Raw genomic sequence first — 26,885 nt, forward strand, 5'->3', positions numbered from 1 at the left:
AATCCCTAATTTTGTATTAATGTATCTAACGGCTTCTACAAGCACTTTTTGTGCACCGCACAAAATTTGATCTCAAATGCAACGCCTTGCCCGCTAAATCATCATTGTATTTGCCTTACGCTTGGTCGTGCTCATCGATTGCACAAGGGGCGCCTAGAGAATGCCCATCGATATTAATCGCACACCGGAATTGTCTTTGAGTCTGGTTACAGATGAAAATATTCAAGCAACAACCCCGGCAATTCAACGAAACTATGCGAAAAACAACACATACAACGATCGAGTTTTACGATAAATAATACTATATTGCGCCTTATTCAAAATATACGTTCTGCTTTCGGCCATAATACGAAATAATTCGCGCTCATAGCGCCGCTTAATCTTCAAATTATAGGGATAATTTTAGATTACGCGGCCGCATCTTGGGGGATGCAGTGAAGCATTGTCTCGACGGATGCTTCAGTTGGTTCAGGAGCCTGCTGGACCATCCTTCGAGACACTCTTCCCTGAGGAATGGCTCCTCAAGATGAGGGCTCGCCTGATCAAGCGGGCTCTATAGCCTCTCAGCGCTTCTCTGAACCGCGGAAATGCTCTACTTCCTTGTTTTATCGCGTTGTCTTCACGCGAACCGGCGGCCACTTCGCTCGAAAACGCTCTGGAGCGGTTTCCGATCCGATTGGATCGTTCAACAGCTCCAGCTCTTTGTCTTGACGCGTTTTCTTCACGCGAACCGGCGGCCACTTCGCTCGAAAACGCTTTGAGCAGGAGTGCGGCGGGATCCTGTGCGACTACCGCGGCCTTCGCGGCCCGTTGAATACGCAACGGCGGCCAACCCCGTCAGGATCGACGAAGATTTTGCCGCCGCACACCGCTTGAAGTCCAGACGCCGATCAATTCGACGGCCGTATGGCGAGCTCCGGCTTCGCCGAATCGGCCGCGGCGACTTCGCTACTCTGACGAAGCATTGCCAGCGGTGCGCGCTCGATCTTGACGATATCGCCAGGGCGCACCGGGGCGGTTTGATCGACGGCGATCTCGCGGATCAGCCCGTCCTGCCGGCGAACGATGCTGTAGCTGAGCTTGGCGCTTTCGGACGCCTGCTGGGATTGAAGCCTGGGCGCCAAGACGCGTGAATCATAAAGCAGCATGCGCTGCGAATTGACCCGATCCGTTGCCTGCTGCAGGCTCACCTGGGTTTCGCGCAGCTCCTTGTTCAGATCGGCCTCGCGCTGATTTTTCAGGTCGGCCAGATTGCGTTCGGTGCGGCTGATGTCCTGCTTCGTGCGCGCTATGGCCAGAACGAGGTCAAGCCCCTGGCTTTCGATCTGCGCCAGGTTCTGTTCAACGGCGAGCTGGCGCGGGTTGACGGCCAGCCCCTTGCTCACAAGCGCGTTGATATTGTCGAGCTCCTTGCGAACGAGATCATATTGCTTCTGTTGCGTAACCGTTTTCGCGCCGAGCGTTTTGAGCTCGCCTTCGAGCAGCGCCTTGGCCTGGAGCAGCAAATCCCGCTGAGAATTGATCGCGAGCTGTCGAGAGGCGAACAGCATGGCCTCTTCCTCCATGCCTTGCCGGGCTGAACCGGCATCGGGATGGCGCACGACCTCGTCGGAGAACGATATCTTATCGGACTTCCGCAGCTCCGAGAGCAGCCGGTCGCGTTTCAGCAGCAAGGCGAGCCGCTGCGCTTCCATGAACCTGATCTCGCTTTCGGCGAGGATCGCCTCTCGCTCAAACCGCGACGCGTTGCTGTCGGAACGGAAGAACCCACCTGCGATGCTGATGGCCTGGATGACGCTGAGACCGGGCCGGTAGGCGTACTCGCCAGGCTTCTCGACCGTGCCGAGGATATAAAACGGGCGATACTGAGCGATTTCGACGGCCGCGTTCGGAGATCGGATCAAGCCGGCAACCGCCTTCAGCCGTTCGGCGATCATCGCCGCGATCTCAACCGTGGTCGCATTCTCCGCGCGGATCGCGCCGATGATCGGCATGGACAGAATCCCGACCGAGTTGATGGTGAATTCCCCGTTCAGGGCGGCCCATTCGAAGGTGTCGCCTGAGACCGGGCGCCACTCGGACACCTTGATGCGCAATCTGTCGTCGGGACCGAGCCGGTAGTCGAGGTCGTCTGCCGACGCACGGGACAGCGCCAGCACCGACAAAAGCAACGGCAGCAACAGTCGCGCGCACAGCCTCAGACAAGAAGCCGCCGAGATGATCGAAACGCTCGATGTCGGCATCGGCACACCAGGACCAGCCATTCACAACGCCTCCACACGCCCGCCGAAGGTGTCAAAGCAAATTCGCGGCCAAGCAGGGGCGCCGGGTCACGATTGATTAACCTTGATGCGCTAGACGATCGAGAGTTTGGCGGCGAACTAGTTGTTTTCACGAATCGGCGACATCTACTTTCGCCGAACCGAGCGCCGGCCGGCCCCAACGTGTTGGATGGCGCAGCCATCTGCGAATACTGACGCTCTTCGATAGAATTCTGCATCGGCTAAGAGACGGCGGATTGGTCGCCGCCTGAATAAATCTTCTTTTCCGTCATCGAGGTCGCCGCTATGATTGACGTAATACCTGCAGGCACGGACTCGCGAGGCACGTTGATGATTATCGTTCTGGCGGTCGTCGCATTGGCAGCGGGACTCCTGGCGACGGTCGTGATCTGGCCATATGGACCGATCCTGGCTGTTTTGGCAGCTCCACTGGCGGCAAGTGCTGTCGTTTTGATCACCGCCCTGGCCCTGGCCGCCTTTTCGGCCCCCAGGTCTTCTGCCTCCAAGTCCGGCAAGGATGCGCGGCCTGCGAGTGTCCTGCTCGAGGCGCTCAGCCGGCTGATGACGCGCTAGAGCCGTTTCCGATCTGATTGGATCGTTCAACAGCTCCAGTTCTTTGTTTCAACGCGTTTTCCTTACGCAAACCGGTATCCACTTCGCTCGAAAACGCTTTAGGTGGAATTTCCGATCCGATGGGAGCGTCGCATTGCTCCCTGCTGTGGTTCCAACGGGTTTTCTTCACGCGAACCGCGTGTCGACGGCGCTCTCAGAGACAGCGCAAGGCGCCCCTCTTGTCCGGCTAATCTTGCACCGACCTCGTTAGACCCTTTCGAAGGGTGCGGTTTCGCGGGCTCATGTCGCCGCCGTCATCGAGCGCGTGCCAGTGTCTGGCACCAGCTTTGCTTAACGCTTTATGAAAGGCTCTTGCGACGTCACGAGCTGGAAGCTTCGCCGCTTTGGGCGCGGGGGCCATGGAGCCCGATGAGCAACTCTCTCACACGGTTTTCACGACCTTTCGCTTCACGCGGCTATCGGCCAGTCCTTCCGGCCAGATTGGCGGCGACCGGTGAGGCGGCAAAGCACCTGCTGTCATTTTGGAGAGAACAAGCGATGGCGATGATCGGACGGTTTCGGTCGGCGCGGCGCGACAATGAAACGGACACGGCCAGGATCGACGCCGTCACGCTGGAATTGCGCAAAGCGCTTCGCTCCATCGAGATGGAATGCGCGGGCTTGAGCAAGCGGGTGCAGGAGGCGTCCAGTCGCGCTGCATGTCTGATGGGAAACGAGGACGGCATCTATAGCGAACGCGAGCCTGCCGACGAGGCGCTGCTCGTCGAGGCGGAGCGCGAGATGATGCAAGCCTATCGTCGGCTCGCCGCGCTCACGGCCCAGCAGACCATCTTCGCGCGCGTTCTCGACACGATGACTGCGGACCTCGCTTTGGCCGCGCAAGATGGCCAGTCGCAGGGTACCCCGACATCGACCGGGAGATGAACGAGCGGCTGCCAGAGCGTTTTCGAGCGAAGTGGACACCGGTTCGCGTGAAGACAACCCGTTAAAACAAGAAGTTGGAGCATTTCCGCGCTTCGGAGAAACGCGGCAATGCGCAAATATCCTTCTGCACTGCCATGGCATCGGGGTTGCTCACCCGCGGCATCGTATCGCCATTTTCGAGCCCCCGCCTCGGCCGCATCCTTGCCTCGGCTGCATGAGGGCGCTTGAAGCGAGCCAGATGCTGACCGTCACCTGTGATGACGGTTGGCGGGATGTCGGCGTCGCGGCCTCTGGGGCGCGTCACGTCTAGGGCCATTGCCGCTCTGCCCGGGCTTACGCTCGTCGAGATGGTTCTGCTGCCGCGCCAGCCGGAGTGCTCGCCCAGAATGCGTCTACAGTCGGAAAGCCTTGGATTCAGGCCGCTGCATAAGAGCCCTGCACGGGTGGTGCCTTCAGCTTGTCCTGATAGAGCGCGACCAACGCATCGCACCAGGCATCGGGCGTGGGGGCCAGGGTCCGCCCGCGTTCGAAGCCGCATTCGCTCATGCGCTTGACCGCATCGTCGTCCCCTGCGAGGCGGCGCAGCTGTCTTGCCATGGCGGCGCGATCGCCGGGATCGCAGATCTCTGCACAGCCGAGCTCGCTGACTTCCTCGGCGATAAGGGCATTGCGCGAGACAAGCACGGGAAGACCGCTCATCACAGCCTCCAGCGTGACGAGGCCGAAGGTCTCGCGCCAGCGGGTCGGCACCACGACGACACGAGCCGAAGCCGCCAGTCCGGCGATCTCGGAAGCTGGGCGCCAGCCCATCATCGCGACCTCCGGATAGTCCTGCTTGAGCTCCTCGGCCAAGGGGCCGTCGCCGACGATGCGCAACGTCATGCCGGCATCGCGCGCCGCTGCCGCCAGGACATCGACGCCCTTGTCCTTTTCCAGCCGGCCGACGAAGAGCACCTCATGGTTCCGCTCCGCCAGAACCCGTCGGGAGACCCAGGGCACGACCGGGTTGCGCAGCACGACCGTACTCGTGGGGGCCACGCCGCCTCGATACAAATAAGGCAGCATTCCTTCATGCACGGCGACGACGCTGGCCTGAGTGTTCGCCAGATCGAACGCGGCGCCGCGCACCAGATGCCGGCCGACGCGCCAGAGCTTGTGCGCATAGTGACGGCGGTCGCAGTTCGTCGCGACGCAGCCTGCCGAAAGCGGGGCACGCTCGCAGACGGCGTCCTGAGGATAATGGAATTGGCCGCCATTCGGACAGACCAGAAAATAATCATGTGCAGTCATGCACAGGCGCGCCGCAACCTGCCTGAGCGCAACGAAAACTGAAGGTGACAGCACCTTGTGCCAGTTGTGGAGGTGGTAGACCGTGCCTGGCGTATCGTGAGCCGCAATCCAATCCGCGACGAACCGCATCGCCGGCGGGCTGAAGAGCCCTCTCAACGCGGCCTGGCCACGCCCCCCCTGAAGCAGGCTTTGGGCGCCCAGTGACGCAATCTCGACACCGGGCAGGCCATTCCCGGGCGGTTCGCTGCCATTCAGCACCGTCACCGCGATGCCGCGCTGACTGAGCATGCGTACCGAACGCAGGGCGATACCCGCCGCGCCACCGCTCTCGACCGCGTCGTCGGTGATGACGACCACGCGCTCGATCATGACCACGCCCTGTGGCGCGCAGGCGTCACGACAGGGCCTCGATGCGCTGTGGATTCATGCGCCCGCGCAGACCATCCGCGATTGCCATGATGTTGCCGACGACGCGGCCTCGTCGGTCGATATGGGGTTCGGGCCAGGGCGCGCGCAGGAGATTCATGCCGATATTGCGCCCCATGAGCCAAGCTGCGTGCGGCCAGGCATAGCTGCCCTTGCCGATGAGATAGAGTGGGTTGGCGATCTGGGAGTAGCCAAAGCACAGCCCGGATTGGCGGCCGCTCTTGACACCCAGATGCACACCCATCGCCGCGCCCACGCGGGCGATCGCGCCGAAACGCGCGGCCTGCCGGCTGAAATCGACATCCTCCAGCCAGCCATATCGCGGCAGGTGCTCATCGAACTGCAGGGCGTTTGCGCGAATAGGGGCGGTGCGGAACGCCATATTGCAGCCATAGGCGTTGTAGATCGGCCGTGGAACGGCCTCGACGCGAGGCGAACCGGCAAGAAGCGCATCGGCCTCGGCGAAGCTGTAGCCTGCCCCGGTAATCCCGTCGGCGATGACCTTTCCGGTCGCCCCGACCAGACCCGGATCGCTCTGGAAGGCTGCCACCATCGCCGCCAGATAGCCGGGATGCGGCACGAAATCGTCGTCGAAAAAGCAGATGATGTCGGCGTCGCCGAGATGGCCGAGAATAGCGTTGCGCTGCCGGGTCAGACCGCGCGCGCCCAGAAGGATTTCGAGGCCCGGCATCCCGACGCATTCGGGAGCAAGATCCGAAGCCTGCGGCATCGAAACGATGATGCGGTCGGGCTGCAGGGTCTGCCGGGCGATCACCTCCAGCATTTCGGCGGCTATGGCGGGGCGATTGGCGGTTGCAAGCCCGACCGAGAGGCGCAACGGCTTGCCCATCATCGGACCTCGAACAGGCCGGCGCGGACGCGATCGAGACCTGCCCTCGAAAACGCTCCGGGAACGCCACGTCGACATCCTGGAGGGCTCTCGAGCGCAGTGGAGACCGGTTCGCGTGAAGACAACGCGTTAGAACAAAGAACGAGGGCTGTTGAACGAACCAATGGGATCGGAAACGGCACAAGATCGGCATTCGGCTTCGATGCGCCGGCGGCAGACGCCATGGGCGTCGTGATCGTCCCACTATGCCAACATGGTCGTCGCACGATGGAGCGCCCTCCCGCCGCGGCAGCTATCTGACGCTGCTGTCAATATGCGAAGCACTTGCGCGGACAATCTTCGTCAAAGATAGACCGCCCCATGCGAATGGCTTCGACAGATAGCAAGCAGAAACCATGCCAGGGCGCAGCACATTTCGCCCGCAGAAGACAAATATCGATCCGCATCGCTTTATCGAATACAATGACGATGCATCCGGCTTCATGCGCCAGTCTAATTTCCCCGACGATCGGCAAGCAGCGCGTTCGGCACAGTGATGCGCGTGAGGTGACCTCCCACTGCGTTTCCTCCATGGAGATTTAGAGTATTTTCTTCGCACGGACCGGTGTCCAATTCGCTCGAAATTACTCGAGAGTCCGGCCTTGCGCTCGATGCTTTGAAGAGCAGCCGATCGCGCGACCTGCCGGGCGTCAGTCGCGCGATATGGACTGCCCCGCGAGAAGCGGAGCGTAGGCGGCGAGCCTGCGGGATACGAACTCGGTGAAGAGCCGCACGCGCTTCGTCTTGCGTGCCTCCCCCTGAGTGAGAAGCCAGAGCGTCCCATGCATGGGCAGGCCGGTCCCCGGCACCCTCACCAATAGAGCGTCGGTATCTCCGACGAAGCACGGCAGTTTCGTCATCCCGATCCCTTGCTGCACTGCGACGATCTGCGTCTCGGCGTCGGGGGTCCTGAACGGAACGCCTATGGCGTGAACCTCTCCCGCGCGCGCCCAGACCGGGAGTCCATGATTGTCTATGACGATCCACCGGATGGGATCAGGCGCGCCCGCACGCCACGCGGCCAGTCGATCGCGAGAGATGTAGACGCCGCTGAACAGCTCCGGTCCCTTCAGGCCGTGAAGATTGAGCGGCAGGGTCTTGCGGTCGGTGAGAATGCGGATCGCGACGTCGGCCTCTCGGCTGGTCAGATTCGCCACCTCGCCGGTCGACACGATCTCCATCTCGATGTCGGGATGGAGACGCGCGAAGTCGGCGAGATCCGGCATGAGCAGATGTGTCGCGAGGAATGGTGGCAGCGTCACCCGCAAAAGCCCGCGCGCGCTCTGGTCGCGACCGAAGATGCGCGTCTCCAGCTGGTGCGACGACGCTTCCATCTGCTCCGCGAGTTCGAGGACCTCCTCGCCCGCTGCCGTCAGGCGGTAGCCCGAAGGCAGCCTTTCGAACATATGCGCCCCGAGGCGCTCCTCGAGCTGGGCGATGCGCCGCAGCACGGTCGAGTGGTTCACGCCGAGGCGCTTTGCGGCAGCCCGCACCGAGCCGCCGCGCGCGACGGCGAGAAAATAGCGAACGTCATCCCAGTCGATCATGGTGCAATTTGGCACCGCTGGGTGCCCTCCAGATTCCTAACGCATCGTCCAGCAGTTCGAGCAGCCACCGTAACATAGGTCGATGAGCGCGGCCCAGTTCCCAACGGCGCGACCTTGTCGTCTCGCCCGCCGCCGAACCCCCGCCGGATCGTTTTCGCACCACCGATATGCGTGCCTCCTGACTCAACGCCTGACCTGGGCGGACCCATGTTGGGGGTCGAAGGAGCGCCCCCCAAGACCAAGGCGAAACCCTGGAAGGAACCATGACATGACCAGATTGAATGGAAAGACCGCCGTCATCACGGGCGGCGCTACCGGCATCGGCCTGGCCGCAGCAAAGCGATTCATCGAGGAAGGCGCCTTCGTCTTCATCTATGGCCGCCGGCAGGAAGCACTCGATGCGGCGGTGGCCGAGCTTGGCCCCAATGCCCGCGCGGTGAAGGGCTCGGTCTCGGATGAGGCCGACCTCGACCGACTCTACGCGGCGGTGAAGGCCGAGCGCGGAAGCCTCGACATCGTCTTCGCCAATGCCGGTGCAGGAAGCCCGCTTCCGCTTGGCCAGATCACAGCCGAGCACATTGACGAAGCCTTCGACACCAATGTGAAGGGTACGATCTTCACGGTCCAGAAGGCGTTGCCGCTGATGGGCCCGGGCGGTTCGATCATCCTGACCGGATCGAGCGCCGGCACCACGGGCGCCCCGGGATTCACGGCCTACAGCGCCAGCAAGGCGGCCGTGCGCAACCTCGCGCGGAGCTGGGCGGCGGACCTGAAGGGCACCGGCATCCGGGTCAACGTGCTGTCGCCCGGGGCGACGGCGACCGAGCTCGCGAAGCAGGCGTTGGGCGAGGAGGGCCAGAAGGCCTACGGCGCGATGACTCCGCTCCAGCGCATGGCCGATCCGGCCGAGATCGGAGCGGCGGCAGCCTTTCTGGCCTCGTCGGACAGCAGCTTCATGACCGCCAGCGAGGTCGCCGTCGACGGCGGCCTGGCACAACTCTGACCCCCGCCTGGGGCCGTGCCTGGCCCAAGCACAACGAAGGATAAACATCATGAAAAGACTTGAAGGCAAGATCGCAGTCATCACTGGCGGCAGCAGCGGGATCGGGTTGGCCACGGCCAAACGCTTCGTGGAAGAAGGCGCACACGTCGTGATTACCGGGCGACGCGAGAAAGAGCTGAAAGAAGCCGCCGCCCTCATCAAGGACAACGTTACGACGGTCGTCGGCGACGTGGCGCGCCTGGATGATCTGGACCGGCTCTACGCCGTCGTGAAAGAGAAACATGGTCACATCGACATTCTCTTCGCGAATGCGGGCGCGGGGACAATCGCTCCGCTGGCGGCGGCGACTGAGGCTCATTTCGACCAGACCTTCGACGTGAACGTGAAGGGGCTGTTCTTTACAGTGCAGAAAGCCCTTCCCCTCTTCCGGGACGGCGGTTCGATTATCCTGACCTCGTCGGTCTCGAACGTGATGGGGCTGCCCGGGTTCAGCGCTTACGCCGCGAGCAAGGCGGCTGTGCGCAACTTCGCGCGCGCTTGGACACTGGAGCTGAAGGACCGCAAGATCCGGGTGAATTCGATGAGCCCAGGACCGATCGAGACCCCCGCTTTGGCGACAACGACGGGCCTCACAGCTGAGCAAGCCGAGCAGGCGGCCGCCCAATTTGCCTCGCAGGTCCCCATGGGTCGAAGGGGCCAGCCAGAGGAAATCGCGGCTACCGTCACGTTCCTCGCCTCCGATGAAAGTTCCTACATCACCGGCGTGGATCTCGCGGTCGACGGAGGGCTGGCGCAAGTCTGACCCCCGACATCACGCAAGATCGGAGACACATCATGAGCTACGCAATTATCGGCTTCGGCAATATCGGCAAGGCCCTGGCCAAGGCATTTGCCCGCAAGGGCATCGAAGTATCCGTCGCAACCACGCGCGACCCGGATAGCTTTGCCGCCGATGCGGCCGCGATCGGGCCTACGATCATTCCCAAGACGCTGGCGGACGCGGTCAAGGCGGACATCATCTTCTTGGCTGTTCGTTTCGCGTCGCACCCGGATGTCGCGAAGGCGCTGCCCACCTGGCAGGGCAAGACCATCGTCGATGTGACCAATGCCTACGGCGTGCCTGTCGAGGAACTGGTGGACCAATCCTCCGGCAAGGCCGTGGCGCGAGCGTTCACCAGCGCCCGACTGGTCAAGGGCTTCAACCATCTGGGCGCCGCCGTCCTCAACCAGGACCCGGCCGTGCATGGCGGCAGGAGGGTCGTGTTTCTGACGAGCGACGATGACGGCGCCGCGTCGGAGATCGGCGCGCTTGCGGAGAAGCTGGGCTTCTGGCCGGTCAATCTGGGCGGGCTTTCCGAGGGTGGACTGCTCGTCCAGGCGCGCGGAAACAGCTGGGGTCATCTGATCTTCAAGGACCTGGTCAAGTTCGACTGATGAATGCGACTGCCCACCGGCAGGGCCATGATGCACGGATCGGATCGCGCGCGATCCGATCCGTGCGAAATGGAGAAAATTCCCATGAGCATTGAGAAGAACATCCAGACCGTGAAGGCCTTCTTCGCCGCAATCGGCCGCGGCGACAGGGAGGCTCTGCTGGCGCTAGTCACTGAGGACATCGAGTGGATCATTCCGGGCGAGGACTGGCCGCTGGCCGGCACGCGCCATGGGCACGCCGGGCTGGCGGATTTGCTCGAGACGGCATCCAACTCGATGGAAACCTCCACGGAACCCCGGGAGTTCGTGGCGCAAGGAGACCGGGTCCTCGTCGTCGGCTTCGCCAGGGGAAGGATCAAAGCCACGAACGGGACGTTCGTGGACGATTGGGTCTTCGCCATCACGCTCCGAGACGGCAAGCTGGCGAGCATCCGGGAATACATCGACACGCAGGCCCTGGCCCGGGCCGCGCAGTTGGACGCCTCCGGGCCTGCGTAGCCTCAGCTTCTGCAGCCATCGGCTCGGGGTAAGCGGCGGATCAGCCGCGGATTGCCCCCCTCGCCCACCGCCTGCTCGTCATAGGCCCAACCGCAAAGGAGATTGCGATGTACGACCAATCCAAACTATCCGAGTTGATCCGGTTCGCCGGCATCGATGCGGGCTCCACCGTGATCGACGTGTACCCAGGTGACGGCGACTGGACGCGCCTCTTCTCCGACATCGTCGGACCGAAGGGGCGGATCTACAGCTTCGTGCCGGCGGAAGTCGCCCACTTCAAGAACGATCCGCTCGGCCGCATGTCGACGCTTGCGAAAGAGCCGGGCCGAGAGAACGTCGAAGCCGTCTCGGCGGACCTCATAGCGATGCCAGGGGCCACGCAACCAGCGGATGTCCTGTGGTTGCACCTGTTCTACCACGATCTCCACACCGCGCTGATGCAGGCCAAGGGCGCGACGGCGGCTGACTTCAATCGAGCCGTCTACGAGCGGCTGAAGCCGGGCGGGCGCTACGTCATCGTCGATCACGCCGCCGCTGCAGGCGTGGGCACGAGCGACGCCCAGTCGCTGCATCGGATCGACCCTGCATCCGTTCGCAAGGAAGTGGAGGCGGCCGGCTTCGTGCTGGACGCGGAAAGCACCCTGCTCGCGAACAAGGAGGATCCGCACGCGATCAAGGTGTTCGATCCCTCGATCAAGGGCAAGACCGACCGCTTCGCCTATCGGTTCGTGAAGCCCTGACGGGTCCCGGCGCCACCTTCGTATCGGCCTCCCCAATGGGTGCGAACACGCCCATCGAAGACATCGAGGCACCCTGCTTGCCGGCACGAAGTCGGCTTTGGATGAACTCGAGCATTTCCGCGTTTCTCCGAATCGCGAAAATGCTCTAGCTCCTTGTTTTAACGCGTTTTCTTCACGCGAACCGGTGTCCACTTCACTCGAAAACGCTCTCGTCTTGTGGGCCCAAGCCACGATGGCAGCGGAGGCCGCTGAAGCCTCATAGCGATGCGGCCCGCATCGGCGCGGAGCATGGTGCCGCGATGCCATTCGCGTGCAAAACGCGCTGGTGACATTCTTCCATTGCCACAACACGCCGTCCGCGATGGCAAACCGCTGTGTGGATCGCGTGTCCCCGCCAATGCGGGGATCTTGAGAAGGATTCGACGGCGCCGGATATGAGCAGCGCCTCGACGCCTTCGATGCCATGATACACGTCGCCAGGAGGAGCTTGCTCCTTCGCCGGATCGCTTTCCCTTGAGCATTCTCAAACGGAGTCTTGGAGCCCGATCAATGCGAAAAGCCGGCGCCCCTTTTTTCGCATCCTGCTCAAGGGGGGAGAGCGGTCGGTGAAGCCGGTGATCGGGTGGGGTGCGGTCTCGTGAGATTGTCGTCCCAGGATCCTCACTCCGGGATTTTCACCCCAGGATGTCCGCAACGATCTTGCGCAGCTCTGCGCGGGTGAGGCCGCAGGGCTCGGGCTTCCAGTTCGGATCTGATTTTCGGGGTGCGGACTTGGCCGCGTTCGTCAGGTTGGCCGCGCTCGTCATCTCGGGGCGCTGGCGCCCGGTTGTAGGCTTGGTTTCAGTGGTGTGGTGCATAATCATCCATTCGCGACGCGGCAGAGCCGCGCAGCAGTTACGTTTGGGGGGGAATCGGCGGGCGCAGAAGCGCAGCGGCACGCTGCATCCAGGCAGCGGTCAAACTTCGATGAATACGGGTACAGGCTCGGCGCTTGATCAGCGCATCGGGAGCCGGCCGAACGAATCGTCGCCGAGCCACAAGCTGTAAAGGCACAATGTGGCGAATTCAGGCGCTGGGTCGATCAGCGGCTTTCCCCTTTAGGCGATCGAGCAGTTCAAGCGCCGACAGCCGCGCCATCTGCACTGCGGCGTGGGTCAAGACATCGCGACTATGTGGCTGGTCCGAAATGAAGCCAGAGATTTCGATGGCTCTGTCCTGACAACACGCTCCGTCATTCCGGGCGCAGCCCCCGGGTCCGATCTTTGATCGGCCCAAGGATAAACTCCGCGGAGGCCCGGAATCCATCGTAGAGTGCGTCGCCCTTCGATGGATTCCGGATCAGCGCCGCTTGCGCGGCTTGTCCGGAATGACGGCGCGGGAATATCAAACGATCGGAAGCCTTTGATATCGCTTGCCGAAGCTGGCGGCCATGACGTCTCACCAACGTATGACGCCTCACCAGCGTATCAAGCGCGGGAAGGTGAGCGCGCCCAGGCAGGCCATGATCGCGATGGCGAGCGGGTACCAGGTCGCCAGGAATGGCGCCGCGTCGTCAGGGCAATGCAGGCTGTACGCCACCGCAGCGAGGCCGGCCGAGGCAAGGCCGGCGCAAGCACCGGTGAGACGCCCATTCGTCGGGGCGCCCCGGCGCGCCAGCAGCAGCAGGACGACGAGGGGACACAGCGCATAGAGCGGCACGGCGATGAGGCAGGCGCGCCAATAACGGCCGAAGACCAGCGCGCTCCACTGCGCGACCGGCGCCTGGTTCAGGGTCAGCAGGGCCCAGCCCGTCACCAGCAGCAGCGGAATCGCGAGCATCGGCAGGAGCCGCGCCGCCTTCAGCCCGGGACGCAGGCTCCTCTGGAACAGCACGAGCGCGATGGTCGCGACGCTGGCTCCGAACAAGGCCTTGGCGATGACCGGCAGCGTTATCCAGGCGCGGGCGAGATCGGGCCGCGCACCCAGCGTGATGAGGACAAGCCCGACCGTGACCGCAAGCGCTGCGAGCGCGGCGATCCCGGTCGCGCGCCTCAGCCAACCGGTGTCCACCGGCTGGTGACTCGCGGTCATGAGGGAGATCAGGTCGTTGGTTTGCATGTCTGATCTTGCGGATAAGTTCGGTTCGGGAGGGAATTCGCACCAAGCCGGCGAAAGGTTACGGCGCATGGATCTCGCAGCGGGCTCATGCCGGACGTCTCCCGCGCTTCGACAGGAACTTGGCCATGGCCTGCAAGCCGCGATGGATCGCAACCTTGGCCGCCGTCTCCGTCATTCCCGCGGCGTTCGCTGCCTCGGCCACGCTTGTCCCTTGAATCTTGACCCGGTCGATCAGAGCGCGCGTGCGCTCCGGCAGAGCCTGCATCGCGCGTTCCAGATCGAGCCTGGCATCCGGGGCAGCGCTGTCGGGCGCAGCCAATTGAAACGCCTCCTCGTCGATCGGCAGGTTTGCGGCGTGACGGCCGCTGCGGCGCAGATGGTCGACGAGCTTGTAGCGCGCGATCGCATGCGCCCAGGCCGTCACCGGGCTTGCGGGATCATAGGTGTGGCGCGAGAGATGCAGGGCCAGCAGGGTCTCCTGCAGCACATCCTCGGCCTCGCTCGGCTCGCTGCGGCCGGCGCGCGCCAGCATCTGTCTGAGATAGCCGCGCAGACGCAGGCTGATCGTGTCGAGGAAGAGCCGATAGGCCGCGGCATCGCCGGCCAGTGCAGCCAGGAAGACGGGGCGCAGCTGCGTTTCGAGTTCGACGAGCGACAAGGCTGTGCGCTTTTCCCGGGATGGCGAGGCAAAATCCGGCTTATTCCGTCGCATGCCGTCACAGGGCTCACAAGCCCGTGACCTGGCGATGAACCCCGCTGGTCTACCCTATAGGCTCGCGCCTGCGGGAGGCGCTCTGTCGGCGCGCATGCACAGGAGCCTCGGAGATGAGCGCGAGGGATTTGGCTGCGGGACAGCGTCTTGCCTGGTGCGTGGTGGCGCTTGCCGCCACCTTTGCCCTGACCGGCCCCGCATCGGCACAGAATCCGGCCGATCGCAAAGCTGTCGATTCCTGTCCGGCTGAGGGCGGCTGTCTCGTCGACGGCGGTTCCTACCGCATCATCCTGCCGCCGCAGGCGCCGGCCGGGCAGCGCAGCGGCGCGATCCTGTATTTCCACGGCTATCAGGGCTCGGCCGACGAGACGATCGCCGATCAGGGGCTCGTCGGCGTGGCGCAACGCCTTGGCGTCGCCCTGATCGCGGCGGATGGAATGGGCCGCACCTGGTCCTATCCCGGCTCGCCCGGCCATCACCGCGACGAGTTCGCCTATGTCGGCCGCGTTCTCGACGACGTGGCGCGGCGCTTCCCGGTCGACGCCAGTCGCATCATGGCAAGCGGCTTCTCGCAGGGCGGCTCGATGGTCTGGTATCTGGCCTGCCGGATGCCGGCGCGCTTTGCCGGGTTCGCGCCGATCGCCGGCGCCTTCTGGGAGCCGCTGCCAAGCGGTTGCGCCGGTCCGCGCCCGAACCTGATCCATGTCCATGGCACGAGCGACGCCACCGTGCCGCTGACTGGGCGCAGCCTGCGCTCCGGCTACAAGCAGGGCGATGTCTTCAAGAGCCTGGCGATCCTGGCGCCGGAAGGCTGCACCTCGTCTTGGGCGGCAGATAATTGGGCCGCAGACGCTCGGGTTGCCGACACGCAAGCGCCAGCCGATCCTCCTGAGCTCACCTGCCGGTTGGCGAGCGGCTGCGCCGGCTCGGCGCGGCTCGAGCTCTGCCTGCATACTGGCGGCCACATCGCCGCCGCTGGTTGGGTGGAGCGCGCCTGGAGGCTGATCATGCCACCCGAGGCGCCGCCGGCGAGCGCCGGCGCCAGGCTCACATTTCCGTGAAGATGTAACCGCAGCGCGCGCTGGTGCGATCTCTCCAGCGCAGCCGCAGACACGGCCTGCCGGAGACCCTGCATGCGCCACGCGACGAGTTCACCAGAGCAATTTCCGATCCAGTCGGATCGTTCAATTGCTCCAGATTCTTGTTTTGACGCGTTTTCTTCACGCGAACCGGTGCCCACTTCGCTCGAAAACGCTCTAGACAGCGCCGAGAACACAGCGCCCGCGACCGCAGCCGGCCCCTCCCCGCAAAGGACGAAGCGGCCGCGCGACGAGCGGCTCGACTTCTTTCGCGGGCTGACCATGCTGATCATCTTCGTGGCGCATCTGCCGGAGAACAGCTGGAACGCCTTCATCCCGGCGCGCTTCGGCTTCTCCTCCGGCGCGGAACTCTTCGTCTTCTGTTCCGGCATTGCCAGCGCGCTCGCCTTCGGCAGCGTCTTCGTCCGGCGTGGCTTCTGGCTGGGCACGGCGCGCATCGCCTACCGGATCTGGCAGGTCTATTGGGCGCAGCTCGGCCTCGTGCTGGCGCTGATCGCACTCGCAGGCCTGCTCGACCGCGTCTTCGGCCTGGCCGAGCTCGCCAGGCAATTCCCGCCGCTGCTGAGCGACGCGGAGACCGCGCTCGTCGGCCTGGCCACCCTGACCTGGCAGCCCGACTATCTCGACATCCTGCCGATGTACCTCGTCATCCTGGCGCTGGTGCCGGTCATGATGGCGCTGAGGCGCCTCCACGCCGCCCTGCCCTTCCTGACGGTCGGACTGCTCTACGCGCTGGTCTGGACCGAAGGCCTCAACCTGCCCGGCAACCCCTGGAACGGCGCCGGCTGGTTCCTCAACCCCTTCGCCTGGCAGCTCGTCTTCTTCATCGGCTTCTTCATCGCGATGAAATGGCTGCCGGTGCCGCGGCTCGGCGACAGGCGGTTGATGCTGGCCGCCGCCGGCTTCGTCCTGCTCAGCGTGCCGCTCTCCTTCTGGGGTATCCTGGAGCATTGGCCCACCGCGCAGGCCCTGCGCGATCTGGTCATACCCGATGCCGAGAAGAGCAACCTGCATATCCTGCGCGTGCTGCACTTCCTGGCTCTGGCCTATCTCGTGCTGAGCCTGATCGAACCCTGGCGCCCGCGGCTCGACAGCGGCGCGGGCCATCTCCTGATCCTGATCGGCCGGCAGTCGCTGGCGACCTTCCTCACCAGCGTCGTGCTGGCGCGCCTTGCCGGCACGGCCGCCGACTGGCTGGGGCGCGGTGAGGCCAGCGTCGCGCTGCTCAACCTTGCAGGCTTCGCGCTGATCCTCACGGTTGCCGTCATCGTCGGCTGGTTCAAGAGCCAGCCCTGGGCCGGGCCGGCGCCCAAGCAAGAGCCCAAGCCCGAGCCCAAGTCAGAGCCAGTGCGGCGCGACGAGCCGGCAACAGCCGCAGCCCTGCCAACACGCGTCCGTGAAGCGAGTTGATGTCCGTTTGAACGGCGCGTTGCGAACTTCCCGATGAGCGCTCTTGCCGGGCGCTGCAATGGAGCAGCCTCATGCATCACGATCTTTCCTATCATGATCTTTCGGGCGACCGCGTCACCGTCGCCAACGACGCGGCCCGGCTGGCCTGGAACGACACGCTGGAGGCGCTGCTGGCGCATGCCGCGGCGACGCCCGAGCATCTCGCCCGCACGCTGGACGCCGATTCCGGTTTCGCGCTCGCCCATGCCGCCAAGGGCCTGATGCTGCTCTCGCTGGCGCGGCCCGAGCTGCTCGGCGCGGCACGCGACTGCCTGGCGAAGGCGCAGGCCGCCATGACGCAGCGCCCGGCGACGCGGCGCGAGCGCATGGTCGTCGAGGCGCTGGCGCTCTGGCTCTCAGACGCGCCACGCCAGGCGGCGCAACGCCTGGAGGCCATCCTCGACAGCCATCCGTTCGACGTGCTGGCGCTGAAGCTCTCGCACGGCCTGCGCTTCATGCTCGGCGACCAGGCTGAGATGCTCGCGAGCCTGCGCCGCGTCGTGCCCGGCTTCGCGGAGAGCCATCCGCTGACCGGCTATGTCAATGGCTGCTACGCTTTCGCGCTGGAGGAGCAGGGCTTCTATGCCGAGGCCGAGCGCACTGGGCGCCGCGCGGTCGCCTTGAGCCCGCGCGACGCCTGGGGCCGCCATGCCGTGGCGCATGTGCTGGAGATGACCGGCCGCGCCGATGAAGGCGTCGCCTGGCTCGGCCATAGTCGCAACTGGGCTCATGCCAATAATCTGCGCTTCCATATCGTCTGGCACCTCGCTCTGTTCCGGCTGGAGCGCGGCGAGACCACTGAGGTGCTGCGCCTCTATGACGAGGATATCCGCGGCGAGCAGACCGATGATTACCGCGACATCGCCAACGGCGCCTCGCTGCTGGCCAGGCTCGACTATGCCGGCGTCGATGTCGGCTCGCGCTGGGAGGAGCTCGCGGCCAAGGCCGAAGGCCGCGTCCATGACGGCCGCCTCGTCTTCGCCGACCTGCACTACGCGCTCGCGCTGCTCGGCGCCGGTCGCCATGACGCGGCCGAAGCCATCGCGCGCGGGCTGGTCGAGGATTGCCATAGCCATCGAAGCGGCGAACGGCGCGAAGCCGCCCGCAATGGCGCGCTCGCGGCTTTCGGCCTGATCGCCTTCCATGAGGGCGACTATGCCGAGGCCTCCCGCCTGCTCGGCTGCGCCCGCAGCGGGCTTGTCGCCATCGGCGGCAGCCACGCCCAGCGCGACCTGTTCGAGCAGGCCCATATCGAAAGCCTGATCCGCTCCGGCAATCACGACCGGGCCAGCCACATCCTCAGCGAGCGCCTCGCCCGGCGCGGTGGCTGGAATCTCTACGCCAGCCGCAGGCTGAGCCAGCTGCGCAGCCGCCCGAGCGGGCGCACCGCCGCGCTTGCCGTCGCGGCCACACCGCTTGCCATCGCCCATTGACCCTTTGGACCCCTTGGACCCTCGCGACAGGACCCCATGCCATGACCACTGCCACCATGACCCAGGGCTTTGCCCTGCCTTCGACGCGCACCGTGCTCAACCTCGCTCTCGGCGGCTTTGCCGCGCTTGGCTTCTGGGAGCTGTTCTCGGCCGTGCCAACCGCCTGGTTCGCCGAATATCCGCTGGAACCGCCCGAGCTGGTCAAGTCGCTCTTCGCGCATCAGCTCGGCCTCACCATCTCGACGCCGACGGCCAAGCTGCTGCACTTCACCACCGGCTTCCTGTTCTACCCGCTCGGCTATTACGGGCTGACCCGCTGGGTGAAGAGCTTCGGCATGCCGGCCGATGGCTGGATCTGGGGCGTGATCACCTATTTCATCGCGCTCGGCTTCTTCGCACCCCTCGCCGGCCAGCATTTCCTGCTCAACGACGTGCCGCGCCTCTCCGTCATGAGCCTCATCGGCCACGCGATCTATGGCTACCTCGCGGCCTATGTCTTCGAGGCGCTGGAAGCGCGCAGGGCCTGAGCCCCGGCAGGACAGGGAGAGACGCCATGTTCGACAGGCGACATTTCATTCGACTGCTCGGCCTTGCAGCGGTGCCGTTGGCGACAGCCGGCAGCTGGGCCGATGCCGGACAGCCGGTCAATACGCTGGGCTCAAGCGACGGCGTCGCCATCCGCGGCTATGATCCGGTCGCCTATTTCCGCGATGGCGGCCCGCGGCTCGGCAAGCCGGAATTCTCGGCGCAGCACAGTGGCGCCACCTGGCGCTTCGCCAGCGCCGAGCACAAGGCACTGTTCGAAGCCAATCCCGAAAGGTATCTGCCGGCCTATGGCGGTTTTTGCGCCTACGGCACCTCGCGGGGCTATCTCGTCAAGATCGAGCCCGAGGCCTGGTCGATCGTGAATGGCCGGCTCTACCTCAACTACGACCTCGGCGTCCGGAAGACCTGGCTGGCAAAAACCCAGAGCTACATCGCCCGGGCCGACGCCAACTGGCCGAAGCCGGAGCAGGACGCAAAAAACTGAGAACCGGCTTTTCGCATCGAACCTGCTCTCATTCTTTGATGAGAGCAGGGTTTAGATTTGCAAGGCTCCAAGCGTCCGGGCGACCTCAGGGCCATTTGTCATTCCGAAACAACTGCCGCCGCATAGTCGCGGCAACCGCCGATCTCCCGACAGCCGATTCCGGGAGGTGGTGTTGGGCTGCATCCGGAGATTTCGCGTTGGAGACGACCCTCTATTTGCCGGTCAAACGCTTCCTTGAAAACCTCGGCTATGCCGTGAAGGGCGAGATCGGCCGATGCGACCTTGTCGGGCTCAAGGAGGGGGACCCGTCTGTCGTCGTGATCGGAGAGCTGAAACTGAGCTTCAACCTCGAGCTTGTCCTGCAAGGCGTGGATCGGATGAGCGTCGGCGACGAGATCTGGCTGGCCGCCCGCCTGTCGGCCAGGGGAAAGGGACGCGAGAGCGATGCCAGGTATCGCAACCTGTGCCGGCGTCTCGGCTTCGGGCTGCTCGGTGTCGCCTCCTCCGGGCGCGTCGATGTCCTGGTCTCTCCGGCTGCGCCGACGCCGCGCAAGGATCCCAAGCGCCGCTCGAAGCTCGTCGAGGAGCACAAGCGGCGCCAGGGCGATCCGGTCGCAGGCGGCGGCACGAAAATGCCGATCATGACCGCATACCGGCAACAGGCACTTGCCTGCGCCGCGGCGATGATGGCGACGCCGCAGCGGCCGCGCGATCTCAAGCCATCCTGCCCAGACGCGCAGAAAATCCTGCATCGCAATGTCTATGGCTGGTTCGAACGCGCCGATCGCGGGGTCTACGCGCTCACCGAGGCCGGCCGCGCCGCGCTACAGAAGTGGCCGCCATCCACGATCGACCGACGGCATGAAGAACCGGCCGGGCATGCGTCTCTCTAGATTTTAGAAACGGCGCGCACGGACTCCTTTCGGCGTGCCGCTCCTCGTCTTCTCCGAAGCGCCCAAGAGCCTGGCCTGAAATGAACCGAGCTATTTCAATGGCTCTGTCTCGATCATCTATGCGCCGTCATCCTGGGCGAAGCGAAGCTTCGACCCGGGATCCATCGTAGAGAGCCGCGCTCTACGATGGATCCCGGATCTGCGCCGCTGACGCGGCTTGTCCAGGATGACGGCGCGGATGACGGCAAGCGATCGAAAGCCATTGAAATCTTTGGCTTCATTTCGGCCAGACTCCAAGGTTATGTCGAGACGGAGGCGTCGCCCGTGACCTTCTCCTGCTGCGCAAATTCGCGCCGCAGCAAGCGTTGATAGGCGAGCCCGATCCCGACGAGGCAGGCTCCCAGGCCGATGAAGGACAACGCCCTCAAGAGGCCTTCCAATCCGGCCATATCGACGAGGAAGGCTTTGCAGATCGCGACAGTGACGACCGCAAGAGAGGCCAGCCTGAGGTCTTTCGATTGCAGCCGGAAGCCGAGCGCCAATAGGGCGACGCCATAGAGCAGGAGCGCCGCCGAGTAGGCGTAGAGTTCGGTTGCGCTTCCACCATCGACCAGCAGGTCAGGGCCGACGAACCAGCGCCGCACCTCGATCAGCAAGTAGATCAGGCCACCTATGATCGCGGCTGCGCCAAAGATGCGCCTGGCCAGCGGCGCTGTGATGTACTCGCGTGTCCAGCGCGCCGCAGTGAAGGCGAGAAGTGACGGCATGAGATAGCCGACCAAGGCATTGTCGAGGATGATCGGCCCGGCCAACGGCTCCTCGGTCAGGAGCGGATTGGCGAGCACTCCCGAGAGAAGACCGAAGGCGATGCTGGAGGCAAGAGCCGCGCTTTCCGCGCGTACTACGATGGGGCGACCGAACACCCTGACCGAACCGGCTATCATGCCGGCAATGGCCGCGATGAAGCCGAGCGACGCGTACCAACCGGCTTCGGCCAGAGTCACCGGCACCTCGGAGACGAGCAGTGGACCGTGGAAGCCATGTCTCAGAAGCAGGAAGGCGCACAGCACCGCTCCGCCGATTGCGGTCTTGGTGAAGGCCCGACTGATTGTCGGACGGGCTGAGCGCGTCCAGAAGGCAAGGCCGGCGAAGGCAAGGGTTGCCGCGCCATATCCCCATAGGATCCGGTTGAAGATGATGGGGCCGGAAACGCCGCTGTGATCGATCATCGGATTGCGCACGATGCCCAGCGCGAGTGTCGCCCATCCGATCGCCAGGAAGGCCAGCGCGCGCATCGCGTATTCGGTCACGCGATTGCTTGCGGCCGAATGCCAGATCCGCGCGCCCGCAGTCAGGGCGAGCAGCATGAGCGTCACGATGACCGCCTCGACGAAGCCGACGGTCTCAACGGATCGCGGAGCCATTTGCGGGCCAGCAAAGGCGTGCCGGACGATGAGGATGGCCCCGAGTGAAACCAATACGGCTGCACAGGCCGTGAGACTCTCGCCGATACGCGAGCGTGCTTCATCTCGATCGAGCACGAAACCCAGCACGCCAAGAGACAGGCCGGCCAGCACGTAGAGCATGAGCCGGTTGAAGACGGGCGGCCCGAGCACCTGCGTACCATCGAAGAGCGGATTGAGCAGGCCGCAAAGCCCAGCGAGGCTCAGCACGATCAGGGCGACGGCAGCGATGTCTGCCGCCGGGCCGAAGATGCGCCCGGCCAGGCGACGGGCAAGGCGTTGCAATCCTGCCCCGATGAGACCGATCGCCACGACATGCATCACGGCTTCCTCGAAGAGCCTGTTTCGTGACCCCTCTGCATAATGGCCTGTGATCAGCGCGATGTTCGGCACGAGATCTGGCCCTGCGAAGAACTGCCGGATCTCGAGCAAGACGAAGGCCGCACCGAAGACAGCGGCCAAAGCCTCGTGCACGCTGCGGGGCCGGTCCTGCTTTGCGCGCAAAGCGAGCGCGCCGACAGCAAAGCACAGCGCCGGACCGGCATAGGCGGGGATCACCCAGTTGACGATGGGCCAGGAGCCCATGTCGGTGACGATCGGCTGCCAGATCAGGCGCGCGAAGGCGGCCGTCGCCAAAGCAGCCGACATGCTGCGCAACAACGGGATCGGGCGCAGGCTGGCGATGATGGCAACGCCTGCTGCCGCAATGGCCAGCCCGACTACAAGCCAGGTCTCGCGCAGTGCAAAGGCGACAGCCATGCCGAGTGCTATCGAGCCGCCGGCGGCATAGGCGGCCGAGCCGATGAAGGCGAGCGGGTTTGTCCGCGACGGCGTGTTGCGTCGTTCGACGGGCAGCAACATTTCCGAAGCGCCAAACAGCGCCAGCGACAGCAAGAGCGCTAGCGCCGCGAAGCCGGTTGAGCGCTCAAAGCCGTTGCTGCGCAGAGCCGCGGCCAGCAGCAAACAGATCGGTCCAAGCGCGGAGGCGAAGGCAAGGCAGCCGCGGATGATGAATCCGCCGGCGCCGGAGCCCTTGCGCGTCAGCAGGGCATAGAAGGGAAGCCCGGCAACGATCATAGCCAGCAGGGCAGCGCTCCATCCGATTCCCGGACCGGCATTGCCCGTGAAGCTCAGCCTGATGAGATCGAGGATGAGGTGCGGCGAGATGCCGAAGGCGGCCTCCCGGCTCGGCCAGAGCAAGACCATTCCCGCCGCGGCGGCCGCAGCCAGAGGCGCCAGCGGCGCAAGGTCACGGTGCCGCGCAGATGAGAGCACTGCGACCAGCACCGATATCAGAATGGCTGCGTGCAGCGGTGCGGGCCCACCATCGGCTGCCCATATGACCCCGGACAGAACCAGCGGAACCGCGATGGCGATGAGGCCGATCGCGTCGAAACCCAAAACCATCCAAACGCCCTGGGCTGCCCGGCCCCTGAGCGCGGGCCATTCCTTGAGCAGGATAAGAGCAAGCACCGCGCCGACGATCAGCAGGAAGGAAGCCCATGCCGGATTGTGACCCGCCAGTGCAATCAGGAGGGTCCAGATGCCATGTCCCGCAACAGCGCCCAGCGTGACCACCCGGCTCGGCCGCCGCGCATGCAGAAGGAAGGCGGTCGTCGTGACGAAGGCGATGAAGATCGATAGCGACGCGTAGCTCGGCGCTGTGCTGGCGACCAGCATGGGCGTCGCATAGGAGCCAACCAGGCCGAATAATCCGAGGATTGGGCCATGGATGAGAGATGCCGCAAGCGCGGCCAGGCCGATCAGCCCCATCAACGCGAAGGCGACACCAGGCCCGATGAAGCCATAGATCGCATGCGCCGCAAAGACGACGCCGAACCCGCTGAGCACGCTGACGCCGGCGAGAACGCCGGGGATGTTGGCGCCGCCCAAACCTCCAAATGCCGCCGAGACAGGGCCGAGATCGGGGACCCGATCGGTCCGCCTCAGATATTCACTGGCGGCTGCGGCGAGGAGCGAAAAGGCCGCGCCCATCAACAGGCGTACGCCAGGGCCGAAGACTCCGGCCTCGATTGAGTATCGAACGAGGAAGAGCCCGCCAAAGGCGAGTGCGATACCACCCACCCAAACCGCCCAACGCGAGCCGATCGCCTCTTCGAAATCGCGGCGCGGAGCGACTGGCGCAGGCAACGGCGCCTCAGTGATTGCAGCCACTGGCGGCGGTGGTGAGGATACGACCTGGGCTTCGAAGGTCTGGGGGGAAACCTCCGGCTCGAGCTCGGCATCGCGGGCCGCTTCGGCAAGCGGCTCGATCTCCTCCACGGAGGGCGATGGCATTTCGAATGCCTGGAGTGGCGGCGGGGGAGCGACGGCGGGTTCCGATGGAACATCCGGCGTCGGTTGCAGGGTGGCCTCAGCCCGAACGACAGCATCCGCAGGCGAAGCCGTATCGTGAGCGGACCACTGCATGGCTGCGCGTGCGCTGCCGGCTTCTGGCTGGCCAGGTTCGACAGGAGCTCTGCGAAGCGCGGCTACCGCGGATCGCAGGTCGTCGATTTCAGCCTGCTGCCTCGCAACCAGTGCAAGCGCGTTATTGGCTCGCCCGATTGCGGAGAAGGCCGCCCACGGGACAGCGATGAGGAAGCCAAGGACTATGAGGCCGAGCAGAGCCAGAGCTTCCAAGACATATCCTCAACCACGGGTAGACCGTCGTTGATGGCAATACCGTATCGTTACAGGCTGTGTCCAATGGTGCGGGTCTCATGACCCGCTGGCCACGCCAAGTGCCGGGCTGGTGGGGAGCGGACATTCCAAGAAGCAACATGGGCGACTTATGCTCCGCTGGCGGGAGCGCAAGCTGGATGGCCCAAAAACTTGCCAGGGGCGGCGGCACGTAGCAAACTGCGGACCCATATGCCCTGTTTGCGCGTCCGCATCGCATTTCGGTAGAGCCTTTTTTCAGTGAATTGTGACACGCTATTGGGTGTCCCAATGATTGCCGACCCTGCGCATGAAGCGGTTTCAATTCCCGCCGAACGATGGCACCGGTGGCATGAAATCGTGCGCGAGATCGGCCGCGACGATCATGGCCTTGCCGAAGAACTGGATATCGCCAATACGGCGCCTACGAGGCGGAATCTGTATTGGGCCGCCATAGCTGCTCGCATTCTCGCGCAGTGGACCACCGGCGACCGGCAAAGGCTGGCGGATGAGATCGCAACCGAGCTGGAAGGCGTTGCCGCCCCACCGCAACGCGGTCCCGTCGGAGCGTTCGCGGTCAATCGTGACGTGCCAACGGGTGTCACAATGATTGCCGACCTTGCGCATGAGGCGGTTTCAATTCCCGCCGAACGTTGGCACCGGTGGCACGAAATCGCGCGTGAGATCGGCTACGACGATCATGGCCTTGCCGAAGAACTGGATATCGCCAATACGGTGCCGACGAGGCGGAATCTGTATTGGGCCGCCACCGCTGCCCGCATTCTCGTCCGGTGGACAACTGGCGACCGACAAAGGTTGGCGAACGCAATCGCTGTCGAGCTGGAAAATGCTGCCGTACCGCCGCATTGAACCCACGATCGACCGCTCGCCGCAATGGCAACGCATGATTTCGTCTGCATGCGAGGGCGCCTAAGGGCTCAAGAAGGCGATTGCTGTACGAAAATTTTGATATCCTGACCGGCATTGGACAATGCGAGATTCTCTGCGACTCCGTAGGCTGCCTTCTCATCGTGAGAAGCTACGAGGCGAAGGCCTTTCCCTGCCTCGAATATTTCTGATTCCTTGCCGGTGTCGGTTTCGTGCTCACCTCATCAAGGGGTCAACATTGGACGCCGATCGGGCGGCAATACTGCATGCCGTTTGACAAAAACTGACCTTCCCGGAGTCTGCACGCGGCGCACGCTACGCTGCGCCAGCGGTACGAATGAGGTCGACCAGACCGCTGCTGCCGAATCTCTGTCAACCTCCCGGCTTGATCCCCGCCTCTTCGACGACGCGGTTGGCGCGCAAGGTCTCGGCTGCGATGAAACGCACGAAGCTCGCCGCGTCCTCCGTCACGGCTTCGGCGCCGAGCGCGGTCAGCTTGTCGACGATCTCGCGATCTTTCGACGCCGCCTGCACCGCCGCGTTGACGCGCTGCACCGTCTCCGCCGGCAGGCCCTTCGGCCCCCACAGGCCGTACCAGAGCGTGAAGTCGAGATCCGCCAGCCCGAGCTCGCCAGCGGTTGGCACATTCGGCAGGAGCGTGCTGCGTTGCGCACCCATGATCGCGAAGGCGTGCACCTTGCCATCGCTGATGAACGGCAGGGCCGAGCCGAGCGGGGCGACCATCAACTGCACCTGGGCTGCGACCACATCGGTGATCGCCGGAGCCGTGCCGCGATAATTGACCAGCTCCGCGCGCGTGCCGGTGCGGCGCTTGAAGCTCTCCGTGGCGAGATGGCCCATGCTGCCCAGCGCCGAATTGGCGAAGGTGTACTCGGTGGGCCTGGCCTTCATATCGGCGATCAGCGCCGGCATGGTCTGCGGCGTCTTGCTCGAGCCGATCAGCACCATCGGCGAGGTCGCGAAGCGCGAGATCGGCGTGAAATCCATCAGCGGATCATAGGACACGTTTTGCATCACGTGTTTCGCCATGATGTGGATGTCGGCATTGGTCAGATAGGTCCTGCCATCGGGCGCAGACCTCGCGACATCGGCCGCGCCGAGCGTATTGCTGGCACCGGCCTTGTTCTCGACCACCCAGGATTCGTCGAGCGCAGGCGCGATGCGCTGGGCGTAGAGCCGCCCGATGACGTCGATGGCGCCGCCCGCGGCGGCGGGCACGACGAGCCGCACGATCTTGCGTTGAGCAAAACTGGTCCGGGGCGCGAGCGCGCTGCCGGCGAGCCCCATCAGGGCCGCACGTCGTGTGATGATCACTAGGGTTTCCTCCAGATACGGCCGCCTTGGTGGCGGTTCTCGCTTCAGGTCGAAAAGGCGGTCTGCGATCAGGATCTCGTCGTGGAGCGGGCCCGGCAGCAGCAGGCGTTGGCGGCTCCTTCAAGTCGCGCCAAGAGATAAGAACGCATACTCATTATCAGTATGCACCACATCTCGAGCCTGTCAAACCGCAAGCTCACGAACTCCGGTTCGTGAAA

The 26,885-nt window shown here is 64.2% G+C and carries 23 protein-coding genes; 14 read left to right on the forward strand and 9 right to left on the reverse strand.

Translation table 11 applies throughout. The features are described from left to right. Positions 1 to 890: 890 nt before the first annotated feature. Complete coding sequence (locus tag BMZ97_RS25050) at positions 891 to 2,264, reverse strand: polysaccharide biosynthesis/export family protein (RefSeq protein WP_092176284.1); 1,374 nt, start codon at positions 2,262 to 2,264, stop codon at positions 891 to 893. 348 nt (positions 2,265 to 2,612) lie between these two features. On the opposite strand from BMZ97_RS25050, the gene BMZ97_RS25055 reads away from it, so the two are divergent. Both BMZ97_RS25055 and BMZ97_RS25060 read left to right on the forward strand, forming a co-directional pair. Beyond that, positions 2,613 to 2,855, forward strand: coding sequence for a hypothetical protein (locus BMZ97_RS25055; protein WP_139221327.1), 243 nt, complete (start codon positions 2,613 to 2,615; stop codon positions 2,853 to 2,855). Between the two features lie 480 nt (positions 2,856 to 3,335). Further along, complete coding sequence (locus tag BMZ97_RS25060; RefSeq protein ID WP_139221328.1) at positions 3,336 to 3,779, forward strand: hypothetical protein; 444 nt, start codon at positions 3,336 to 3,338, stop codon at positions 3,777 to 3,779. A 414-nt stretch (positions 3,780 to 4,193) separates the two neighbouring features. Here the strand turns inward: BMZ97_RS25060 and BMZ97_RS25070 are convergent, their stop codons facing one another. The 3 genes from BMZ97_RS25070 to BMZ97_RS25080 form a co-directional block, all read right to left on the reverse strand. Next, the gene (locus BMZ97_RS25070) at positions 4,194 to 5,438 is read right to left on the reverse strand and encodes a glycosyltransferase family 4 protein (RefSeq protein WP_139221329.1); all 1,245 of its coding nucleotides are present in this window, start codon (positions 5,436 to 5,438) and stop codon (positions 4,194 to 4,196) included. A gap of 25 nt (positions 5,439 to 5,463) precedes the next feature. Then, a complete protein-coding gene (locus tag BMZ97_RS25075) occupies positions 5,464 to 6,345 on the reverse strand; it encodes a glycosyltransferase family 2 protein (protein ID WP_175525732.1) in 882 nt (293 codons plus the stop codon). A gap of 689 nt (positions 6,346 to 7,034) precedes the next feature. Further along, positions 7,035 to 7,931, reverse strand: a complete 897-nt coding sequence (locus BMZ97_RS25080) for a LysR family transcriptional regulator (protein WP_092176299.1) — start codon at positions 7,929 to 7,931, stop codon at positions 7,035 to 7,037. A 268-nt stretch (positions 7,932 to 8,199) separates the two neighbouring features. Here BMZ97_RS25080 and BMZ97_RS25085 point away from each other — a divergent pair, with 268 nt between their 5' ends. The 5 genes from BMZ97_RS25085 (at position 8,200) to BMZ97_RS25105 (ending at position 11,606) form a co-directional block, all read left to right on the forward strand. After that, positions 8,200 to 8,934, forward strand: a complete 735-nt coding sequence (locus tag BMZ97_RS25085; RefSeq protein WP_092176302.1) for an SDR family NAD(P)-dependent oxidoreductase — start codon at positions 8,200 to 8,202, stop codon at positions 8,932 to 8,934. 49 nt (positions 8,935 to 8,983) lie between these two features. Then, on the forward strand, positions 8,984 to 9,736 hold the full coding sequence (locus BMZ97_RS25090) for an SDR family NAD(P)-dependent oxidoreductase (RefSeq protein WP_092176305.1): 753 nt from the start codon (positions 8,984 to 8,986) through the stop codon (positions 9,734 to 9,736). A 29-nt stretch (positions 9,737 to 9,765) separates the two neighbouring features. Next, on the forward strand, positions 9,766 to 10,368 hold the full coding sequence (locus BMZ97_RS25095) for an NADPH-dependent F420 reductase (protein WP_280141787.1): 603 nt from the start codon (positions 9,766 to 9,768) through the stop codon (positions 10,366 to 10,368). Between the two features lie 84 nt (positions 10,369 to 10,452). Continuing rightward, positions 10,453 to 10,866, forward strand: coding sequence for a nuclear transport factor 2 family protein (locus BMZ97_RS25100; RefSeq protein WP_092176310.1), 414 nt, complete (start codon positions 10,453 to 10,455; stop codon positions 10,864 to 10,866). A gap of 107 nt (positions 10,867 to 10,973) precedes the next feature. Next, positions 10,974 to 11,606, forward strand: a complete 633-nt coding sequence (locus tag BMZ97_RS25105; RefSeq protein WP_092176313.1) for a class I SAM-dependent methyltransferase — start codon at positions 10,974 to 10,976, stop codon at positions 11,604 to 11,606. Between the two features lie 674 nt (positions 11,607 to 12,280). On the opposite strand, the gene BMZ97_RS30940 is transcribed toward BMZ97_RS25105, so the two are convergent. The 3 genes from BMZ97_RS30940 to BMZ97_RS25115 all read right to left on the reverse strand — a co-directional run bounded on the left by BMZ97_RS30940 (position 12,281) and on the right by BMZ97_RS25115 (position 14,361). After that, entirely contained in the window at positions 12,281 to 12,544 is a 264-nt protein-coding gene (locus BMZ97_RS30940) for a hypothetical protein (protein ID WP_139221330.1), read from the reverse strand. 517 nt (positions 12,545 to 13,061) lie between these two features. Further along, positions 13,062 to 13,703: an NrsF family protein gene (locus tag BMZ97_RS25110; protein WP_175525733.1), complete on the reverse strand. Its 642-nt coding sequence runs from the start codon at positions 13,701 to 13,703 to the stop codon at positions 13,062 to 13,064. Between the two features lie 85 nt (positions 13,704 to 13,788). Further along, positions 13,789 to 14,361, reverse strand: coding sequence for a sigma-70 family RNA polymerase sigma factor (locus tag BMZ97_RS25115; RefSeq protein ID WP_244546591.1), 573 nt, complete (start codon positions 14,359 to 14,361; stop codon positions 13,789 to 13,791). A gap of 167 nt (positions 14,362 to 14,528) precedes the next feature. Here BMZ97_RS25115 and BMZ97_RS25120 point away from each other — a divergent pair, with 167 nt between their 5' ends. The 6 genes from BMZ97_RS25120 (at position 14,529) to BMZ97_RS25145 (ending at position 20,320) form a co-directional block, all read left to right on the forward strand. Continuing rightward, on the forward strand, positions 14,529 to 15,476 hold the full coding sequence (locus BMZ97_RS25120) for a CE1 family esterase (RefSeq protein ID WP_092176320.1): 948 nt from the start codon (positions 14,529 to 14,531) through the stop codon (positions 15,474 to 15,476). Between the two features lie 171 nt (positions 15,477 to 15,647). Beyond that, on the forward strand, positions 15,648 to 16,925 hold the full coding sequence (locus tag BMZ97_RS25125) for an OpgC family protein (protein WP_139221331.1): 1,278 nt from the start codon (positions 15,648 to 15,650) through the stop codon (positions 16,923 to 16,925). 71 nt (positions 16,926 to 16,996) lie between these two features. Then, complete coding sequence (locus BMZ97_RS25130) at positions 16,997 to 18,397, forward strand: tetratricopeptide repeat protein (RefSeq protein ID WP_092176325.1); 1,401 nt, start codon at positions 16,997 to 16,999, stop codon at positions 18,395 to 18,397. Between the two features lie 41 nt (positions 18,398 to 18,438). After that, positions 18,439 to 18,924, forward strand: coding sequence for a hypothetical protein (locus tag BMZ97_RS25135; RefSeq protein ID WP_092176328.1), 486 nt, complete (start codon positions 18,439 to 18,441; stop codon positions 18,922 to 18,924). Positions 18,925 to 18,950: 26 nt separating this feature from the next. Further along, positions 18,951 to 19,427, forward strand: coding sequence for a YHS domain-containing (seleno)protein (locus BMZ97_RS25140; protein ID WP_092176330.1), 477 nt, complete (start codon positions 18,951 to 18,953; stop codon positions 19,425 to 19,427). Positions 19,428 to 19,624: 197 nt separating this feature from the next. Then, on the forward strand, positions 19,625 to 20,320 hold the full coding sequence (locus tag BMZ97_RS25145) for a DUF2161 domain-containing phosphodiesterase (RefSeq protein WP_092176333.1): 696 nt from the start codon (positions 19,625 to 19,627) through the stop codon (positions 20,318 to 20,320). A 299-nt stretch (positions 20,321 to 20,619) separates the two neighbouring features. Here the strand turns inward: BMZ97_RS25145 and BMZ97_RS25150 are convergent, their stop codons facing one another. After that, on the reverse strand, positions 20,620 to 24,081 hold the full coding sequence (locus tag BMZ97_RS25150; protein WP_175525734.1) for a DUF2339 domain-containing protein: 3,462 nt from the start codon (positions 24,079 to 24,081) through the stop codon (positions 20,620 to 20,622). A 654-nt stretch (positions 24,082 to 24,735) separates the two neighbouring features. On the opposite strand from BMZ97_RS25150, the gene BMZ97_RS30945 reads away from it, so the two are divergent. Further along, positions 24,736 to 25,314, forward strand: coding sequence for a hypothetical protein (locus BMZ97_RS30945; RefSeq protein WP_139221333.1), 579 nt, complete (start codon positions 24,736 to 24,738; stop codon positions 25,312 to 25,314). A gap of 390 nt (positions 25,315 to 25,704) precedes the next feature. On the opposite strand, the gene BMZ97_RS25160 is transcribed toward BMZ97_RS30945, so the two are convergent. Then, entirely contained in the window at positions 25,705 to 26,667 is a 963-nt protein-coding gene (locus BMZ97_RS25160; RefSeq protein WP_092176341.1) for a Bug family tripartite tricarboxylate transporter substrate binding protein, read from the reverse strand. Positions 26,668 to 26,885: the final 218 nt, after the last annotated feature.

It is taken from the genome of Allobosea sp. OK403 (assembly GCF_900113835.1).
Classification (GTDB): domain Bacteria; phylum Pseudomonadota; class Alphaproteobacteria; order Rhizobiales; family Beijerinckiaceae; genus Allobosea.

Bases quoted from the DNA above. Each gene is read 5' to 3' on its own strand.
- BMZ97_RS25050 (WP_092176284.1), bottom strand. From the start codon at position 2,264: ATGGCTGGTCCTGGTGTGCCGATGCCGACATCGAGCGTTTCGATCATC.
- BMZ97_RS25055 (WP_139221327.1), top strand. From the start codon at position 2,613: ATGATTATCGTTCTGGCGGTCGTCGCATTGGCAGCGGGACTCCTGGCG.
- BMZ97_RS25070 (WP_139221329.1), bottom strand. From the start codon at position 5,438: ATGATCGAGCGCGTGGTCGTCATCACCGACGACGCGGTCGAGAGCGGT.
- BMZ97_RS25075 (WP_175525732.1), bottom strand. From the start codon at position 6,345: ATGGGCAAGCCGTTGCGCCTCTCGGTCGGGCTTGCAACCGCCAATCGC.
- BMZ97_RS25080 (WP_092176299.1), bottom strand. From the start codon at position 7,931: ATGATCGACTGGGATGACGTTCGCTATTTTCTCGCCGTCGCGCGCGGC.
- BMZ97_RS25085 (WP_092176302.1), top strand. From the start codon at position 8,200: ATGACCAGATTGAATGGAAAGACCGCCGTCATCACGGGCGGCGCTACC.
- BMZ97_RS25090 (WP_092176305.1), top strand. From the start codon at position 8,984: ATGAAAAGACTTGAAGGCAAGATCGCAGTCATCACTGGCGGCAGCAGC.
- BMZ97_RS25100 (WP_092176310.1), top strand. From the start codon at position 10,453: ATGAGCATTGAGAAGAACATCCAGACCGTGAAGGCCTTCTTCGCCGCA.
- BMZ97_RS25105 (WP_092176313.1), top strand. From the start codon at position 10,974: ATGTACGACCAATCCAAACTATCCGAGTTGATCCGGTTCGCCGGCATC.
- BMZ97_RS25110 (WP_175525733.1), bottom strand. From the start codon at position 13,703: ATGCAAACCAACGACCTGATCTCCCTCATGACCGCGAGTCACCAGCCG.
- BMZ97_RS25120 (WP_092176320.1), top strand. From the start codon at position 14,529: ATGAGCGCGAGGGATTTGGCTGCGGGACAGCGTCTTGCCTGGTGCGTG.
- BMZ97_RS25130 (WP_092176325.1), top strand. From the start codon at position 16,997: ATGCATCACGATCTTTCCTATCATGATCTTTCGGGCGACCGCGTCACC.
- BMZ97_RS25135 (WP_092176328.1), top strand. From the start codon at position 18,439: ATGACCACTGCCACCATGACCCAGGGCTTTGCCCTGCCTTCGACGCGC.
- BMZ97_RS25140 (WP_092176330.1), top strand. From the start codon at position 18,951: ATGTTCGACAGGCGACATTTCATTCGACTGCTCGGCCTTGCAGCGGTG.
- BMZ97_RS25150 (WP_175525734.1), bottom strand. From the start codon at position 24,081: ATGCCATCGCCCTCCGTGGAGGAGATCGAGCCGCTTGCCGAAGCGGCC.
- BMZ97_RS30945 (WP_139221333.1), top strand. From the start codon at position 24,736: ATGATTGCCGACCCTGCGCATGAAGCGGTTTCAATTCCCGCCGAACGA.